A 4912-nucleotide genomic window follows, 5' to 3' on the forward strand; every position below is an offset into this window, starting at 1 on the left:
GAGCACCGCCACGGTGGTCGCCGTCTACGACCGCGACCTGGGGTTCGCCGACGCCCTCCTCCCCACCGAGTTCGCCGCCGCGCACACACCGGACCCCCTCGCGCCGACGGTCCTGGTCCGCTCCGCCCCCGACGCCGACCCCCAGCAGGTCGGCCGGGAGCTCCAAAGCCTCACCGCCGCCTACCCCATGGCCCGTACGAGCGACCGGGCCGCGTACGACGAAGCCCGCAGGCGCCGGCAGGAGTCGGCCACGGCCGTCGGCCGGCTGCTCCTCGGCATGATCAGCCTGTTCACCGCCATCGCCGTAGTCAACACCCTGGTGATGGCCACGACCGAGCGGTTGCGCGAGTTCGCCCTGCTGCGGCTGGTGGGCACCACCCGTCGTCAGATCCTGCGCATGATGGCCTGGGAGGGGGGCATCACGGTCGGCGTGGCCCTCGCCCTCGGCGCCGCGGTCACCGCCGCCGTCCTGGTGCCCGTCAGCCTCGCGCTCACCGGCTCGGCCTGGCCGTCCGTACCCGCGGCCTGGGCGGCCGCGGTGCTGGGCGGGGCAGCTCTGCTGGGTCTGGGCACCGTGCTGCTGACCACCCGGCTGGCGCTGCGCAGGGAGCCGGTCGAGGCCATGGGGCTTCGGGAGTAGCGGGCGCCGTGCGGTCGTGGCCGTCGCCGCCGGGTGTCGGGCGTCGGGTGTCGGGCGGCCACGACCCCACGGTCAGCCGGCCCTGGACGTCGTCCTGGTCGGCGGGGCCGCGATGACCGCCGAGAGGTGGAACCAGCCGGTCTCGCCCTCCTCCGCGGTCAGTCGTCCCCCGACGGCGAGCAACCGCTCCGTGAGGTTGTCGATGCCCTGGCCGCCGCCGGGCTCCGCCGAGACACCCTCCGCCAGGACGCCGTCGTTGGAGACCACCAGGCTGACATCGCCGAGTTCGCCCCTGACGGCCCGGATCTCGCAGCGCCGGGCCACGCTGTGCCGCAGCATGTTGGTGACGGCCTCCCGCGTCACCGTCGCCAGTACGGCGTCGTGCTCGGGCGGCAGGGCGCCGTGGGCCAGGTCGACCTCCACGCTGATGCCGGCCGCCCGCAACGCCGAGGCGGCGAAGCGGGTTTCCCGCGCCAACGACATCTGGAGGTCGCCACTGGAGATCCACCGGGTGTCGGACATCGCCTGTCTCACCATCGACAGCACCTCGGAGATCTCCGCCCGGGCGCGCCGCGGGTCCTCCAGGACGGTCCGCTCGGCGATCTGGCACTTCAGTGCTGCCACGGAGAGGCTGTAGCCGAGCAGGTCGTGCAGGTCCCGGGAGAAGCGCAGCCTCTCCTGGTCCACGGCGCGCTCCGCCAGCTCGGTGCGGGCCGCCCGCAACTCCGCGGTCAGGTCGGCCAGTCGGGCCACGCCGTAGACGACGATTCCGCCCGCGGCCGTGGAGACGCTCGCGTTGAGGCACTGCCCGACGTCGTCGCCCAGCGCCGCGTAGATCGGGTACTGGCCCGCCACCAGCAGGGTGAAGAGGATCCAGGACCTGGGTGCGGCGACGGTCAGGAGCATCGATCCGGCGAACGACCCGGGGATGCCGACCCACGCCCCGTCGAAGACCAGGAACGGCAGGTAGGTGATCACTCCGTGGGCGAGAAGGCTCCACGGCCACCACGGCCGTCTGTGGCGCCACGGGCCGGCGTGCAGGAGCTGAAAGCCGAGCAGGACCAAAAGGACCGTGATGGCGGCCAGTTGGTACGAGAAGCCGTCGCGGTTGCGGACGGTGGCCACGACCGAGGCGGCGAAGAACCCGAGGGCCGCCATGACCACGATGCCCTTGGTGAGGCGGGACAGGGGATCTCTCGGGGTTGGCCGTTCGCCTGACGACTCCGAGTGGCGATCGTCGCCCAGTCGGTACGCACCGTGACCCAATGAGAGCTCCCGAAAAGCGACTTGACCCGCCATAGGCGCACAGAAGGCCCGTCGTTTACCTCAAGGACCCCCCGTGCTTCCGACCGTGAGCATAGTTCCCGTCGGAAACCCGCCGTTAACATTCGACCCCGGCCTTGAAATCTGAGGCTCAACGCCGGTTGCTCCTGCCAACTCCCCCTGGGCTTCGTACCGATCGGCCCTCGACGGATCGGCCGGCGGTTCGGACAGGTGGTGCGGCGGTTCGGACAGGTGGTGCGGCGGTTCGGACAGGTGGTGCGGCGGTCGAATGCGGGTCCGGGCGGGGGCTTCACTCGATGGGGGGAAGCGTGGCGGCGGGATCCCCTATGTCCTGATTGTCGGACGCGGGCGGGTGGGGCGTTCGGGTGGGATGGGCGTCCCGATCGACTGGAGCCGCTGAGCATGGGCCTGTTCCGACGCTCCGGGAAGGCGGCCCGGACCGCCCCGGAGCACACCGAGACCGCCGACGCCGCCGCCGTCGCCCCGGCCGGGGCGGTCAACGGCCATCAGGTACTGGAGACGGTCCTCGCCCTGCCCATCAGCACCTGGCGCTACCTGTGGGAGCCCGAACAGGTGCGGCACATCGGGCCGATGGCCCAGGACTGGCACGCCTCCTTCGACTTCCACCACGAGAACACCCGTGTGATCCCCGTCGTCGACGCCAACGGCATCGCCCTGGTCTGCATCCAGGCCCTGAACCGGCGCATCGACGAACTCACCACCGAGGTCCAGCGCCTGCGCGAACTCACCCAGGACGGCGAGCCGGGCCGGTGAGCGGGGCGCGACCCCTGGCGGCTGCGGGTGGGATGCGGGGGGCGCGGGAGGGGCGTGCGGGAGGGGTGCGGAAGAGGGTGTGGGAACGGTAAGAGGCGGAACTGTCCGTCCACGCCCACCGTCCAAGCAGTGGACGGAATCCCGGCCCGGCCTGAACACCGGGAGGAGCGCGGAGGGGACCAGTGCAGCCAGGTGGTGCCGAACTGAACGTCGGATTCCCGGGTGGAAGCCGAGGCGGTGCGCCGGTCGTGCCACCCGCCCGGTGGCCCGGCCCAGCGCCGGCGGTCGATCAGCTCGAAGCCGCCGAGCGCTGCGAGACCCTGCTTCAGGACACCCTGGACGCCGTCCGGCCGGCGCCGGTCTGGCAGGGGGCGGCGCCCAGAGCGGGCGCACGGCTGTCGCTGCCGGGGCGGGACCCGGACCTGCGCTGGTACGTCACCCGGGGGCGGGACATCCTCACCATCGTCTCGGCGGTCCGGCGGGCGGCACTGGTGGACGCGGTCGAGCGGCACTGGCGGCAGCGCGGCTGGACGATCACTTCGCTGAACGCCGGCCGGAGCCGTCCCGGGGTTGCCGCCGCCACCCTGGACGGTTATCAACTGGCTCTGGCATTCGGCGAGTTGGGTGAGGCCGGGCTGACCGCGAGCTCGCCCGGGGTGGCCCGCTCGGAGCGGCTGCCGTCACTGCAGGGCGCCGGCGGTCGCGGCCCGGCGCCGCTGCCGAACGTGTGCTGCCCGTACTGGAGCGCGATGGTCTAGCCGGCTGCGGAAGAGCCGGAAAAGCCGGAAAAGCCGGAAGAAATGGAAGGTGCTGGACGCGGCTGAGGGCCGCGCACGCAGGGGAGGCGCGGAGCGAGTCCCCCCGGACTCGCTCCGCACCGCCTCGTCGCGCGGCTTCGCGCTGCCGCTCCCCCCGACTCCCCGGCAGCCCCGCCGTTCCCCCCTGGCAGCACCCTCCGGCGAGAGCGGTCCGCACAGGCCCCGGCGAGCCCCCACCCCCGGGGACGTCGTTGGTATCACGTTAACAAACCGCGTGGTTGGTTTGTCAATAGCGGGATCCACGAAAAATCCACAAACGTGATGGTCGGTCCGGAAGGTCCCGCCAGGCGCCGGACCAGCGGATTGAGGCCCGACAGGGCGCCCGGCGGCCCTTCGGCGGGCGCGCGGCGGGCGCCGGTACGGGCGGCGGGCCGGGCGTGGGCCGTGCTGGAATCCGACATTCCGAGCATCATGGCAGCACGCAGTGACACCACGCGAGCGCTGAGCGCAGCGGATGCGTCCGGCGGTGCCCCGGCGGGCTGATGCAGAGTGAGTTCGCCGACAGGCCGGGCCCGGCGGACGTGAGCGCCCGTCAGCGCAGCAGTCGACGCTCCTTGGCCACGGCCACCGCGCCGGCCCGGGTGTCCACCCCCAACTTGTCGTAGATCCGGCCGAGATGGGTCTTCACGGTGGCCTCGCTGATGAACAGCGCCCGGGCGATCTCCCGGTTGCCCAGCCCCTGCCCCAGCTGCGCGAGGATGTCCTGCTCGCGCTCGGTGAGCTGCGGTGAGGGCGCCCGCATCTGTGCCATCACCCGGGAGGCGACCGGCGGCGAGAGCACCGTGCGGCCCCGGGCGGCGGCGTGCACGGCGGCGAACAACTCCTCCGGCCGCTCGGCCTTCAGCAGGTAGCCGGTGGCGCCCGCGGCGATCGCCCGGGTGATGTCGGCGTCGGTGTCGTAGGTGGTGAGCACGAGCACGTGCGGGCCGCCCGGGGTGGCGGTGATCCGTCGGGTGGCCTCCACCCCGTCGATGCCGTCGCCGAGTTGGAGGTCCATCAGCACCACCTGCGGCGCCAGCCGGGCGGCCAGCGCGACCGCCTCCTCCCCGGTGCTGGCCTCGCCGACCACTGCGATGTCGCCCGCGCTGGCGAGCAGTGCCAGCAGGCCGGCCCGGACCACCGCGTGGTCGTCGCAGACCAGCAGCCGGACGGGGGCGTCGGTGGGGGAGCCGGTGGTGCTCATGCGGCCACCCCGCCGAGCCCATCGCGGCAGGAGCACCAGGAGCACCAGGAGCGCCAGGAGCGCCCGTCGCACCCCGCGCGCCGGTCGGGGGCGGGTCCGGTTCGTTCGCTCATCGGTGCTCCGTAAGGTGTTAGGTGGCCCGGGAGGGCCGGATGTGGCTGATGGGTTCTTGCCGACCGTGGCTTCCCTGGAGTGGCCGTCCGGCTCTCCGGG

General features: G+C 72.8%; 5 protein-coding genes. 3 read left to right on the plus strand and 2 right to left on the minus strand.

Features of this window, described 5'->3' with window-relative positions:
- Window positions 1-640 (plus strand): ABC transporter permease (locus ACFVX9_RS39415; RefSeq protein WP_387987076.1); only part of this gene is annotated, 640 nt, incomplete at its 5' end.
- Between the two features lie 72 nt (window positions 641-712).
- Here the strand turns inward: ACFVX9_RS39415 and ACFVX9_RS39420 are convergent.
- Window positions 713-1798: a sensor histidine kinase gene (locus tag ACFVX9_RS39420; RefSeq protein ID WP_380483218.1), complete on the minus strand. Its 1086-nt coding sequence runs from the start codon at window positions 1796-1798 to the stop codon at window positions 713-715.
- Between the two features lie 528 nt (window positions 1799-2326).
- On the opposite strand from ACFVX9_RS39420, the gene ACFVX9_RS39425 reads away from it, so the two are divergent.
- Together ACFVX9_RS39425 and ACFVX9_RS39430 are read left to right on the plus strand one after the other, a co-directional pair.
- The gene (locus tag ACFVX9_RS39425; protein WP_380483216.1) at window positions 2327-2698 is read left to right on the plus strand and encodes a tail fiber domain-containing protein; all 372 of its coding nucleotides are present in this window, start codon (window positions 2327-2329) and stop codon (window positions 2696-2698) included.
- Window positions 2699-2946: 248 nt separating this feature from the next.
- Entirely contained in the window at window positions 2947-3456 is a 510-nt protein-coding gene (locus ACFVX9_RS39430; protein ID WP_380369927.1) for a hypothetical protein, read from the plus strand.
- Between the two features lie 592 nt (window positions 3457-4048).
- Here ACFVX9_RS39430 and ACFVX9_RS39435 read toward each other — a convergent pair.
- On the minus strand, window positions 4049-4699 hold the full coding sequence (locus ACFVX9_RS39435; protein ID WP_387987081.1) for a response regulator: 651 nt from the start codon (window positions 4697-4699) through the stop codon (window positions 4049-4051).
- Between the last annotated feature and the right edge of the window lie 213 nt (window positions 4700-4912).

This window comes from Kitasatospora sp. NPDC058243 (assembly GCF_042882025.1).
Taxonomy (GTDB): Bacteria; Actinomycetota; Actinomycetes; order Streptomycetales; family Streptomycetaceae; genus Kitasatospora.

Coding starts and splice junctions, on each gene's coding strand:
- ACFVX9_RS39435 (WP_387987081.1), bottom strand. CDS start 4,699: ATGAGCACCACCGGCTCCCCCACCGACGCCCCCGTCCGGCTGCTGGTC.
- ACFVX9_RS39425 (WP_380483216.1), top strand. CDS start 2,327: ATGGGCCTGTTCCGACGCTCCGGGAAGGCGGCCCGGACCGCCCCGGAG.
- ACFVX9_RS39420 (WP_380483218.1), bottom strand. CDS start 1,798: ATGGCGGCCCTCGGGTTCTTCGCCGCCTCGGTCGTGGCCACCGTCCGC.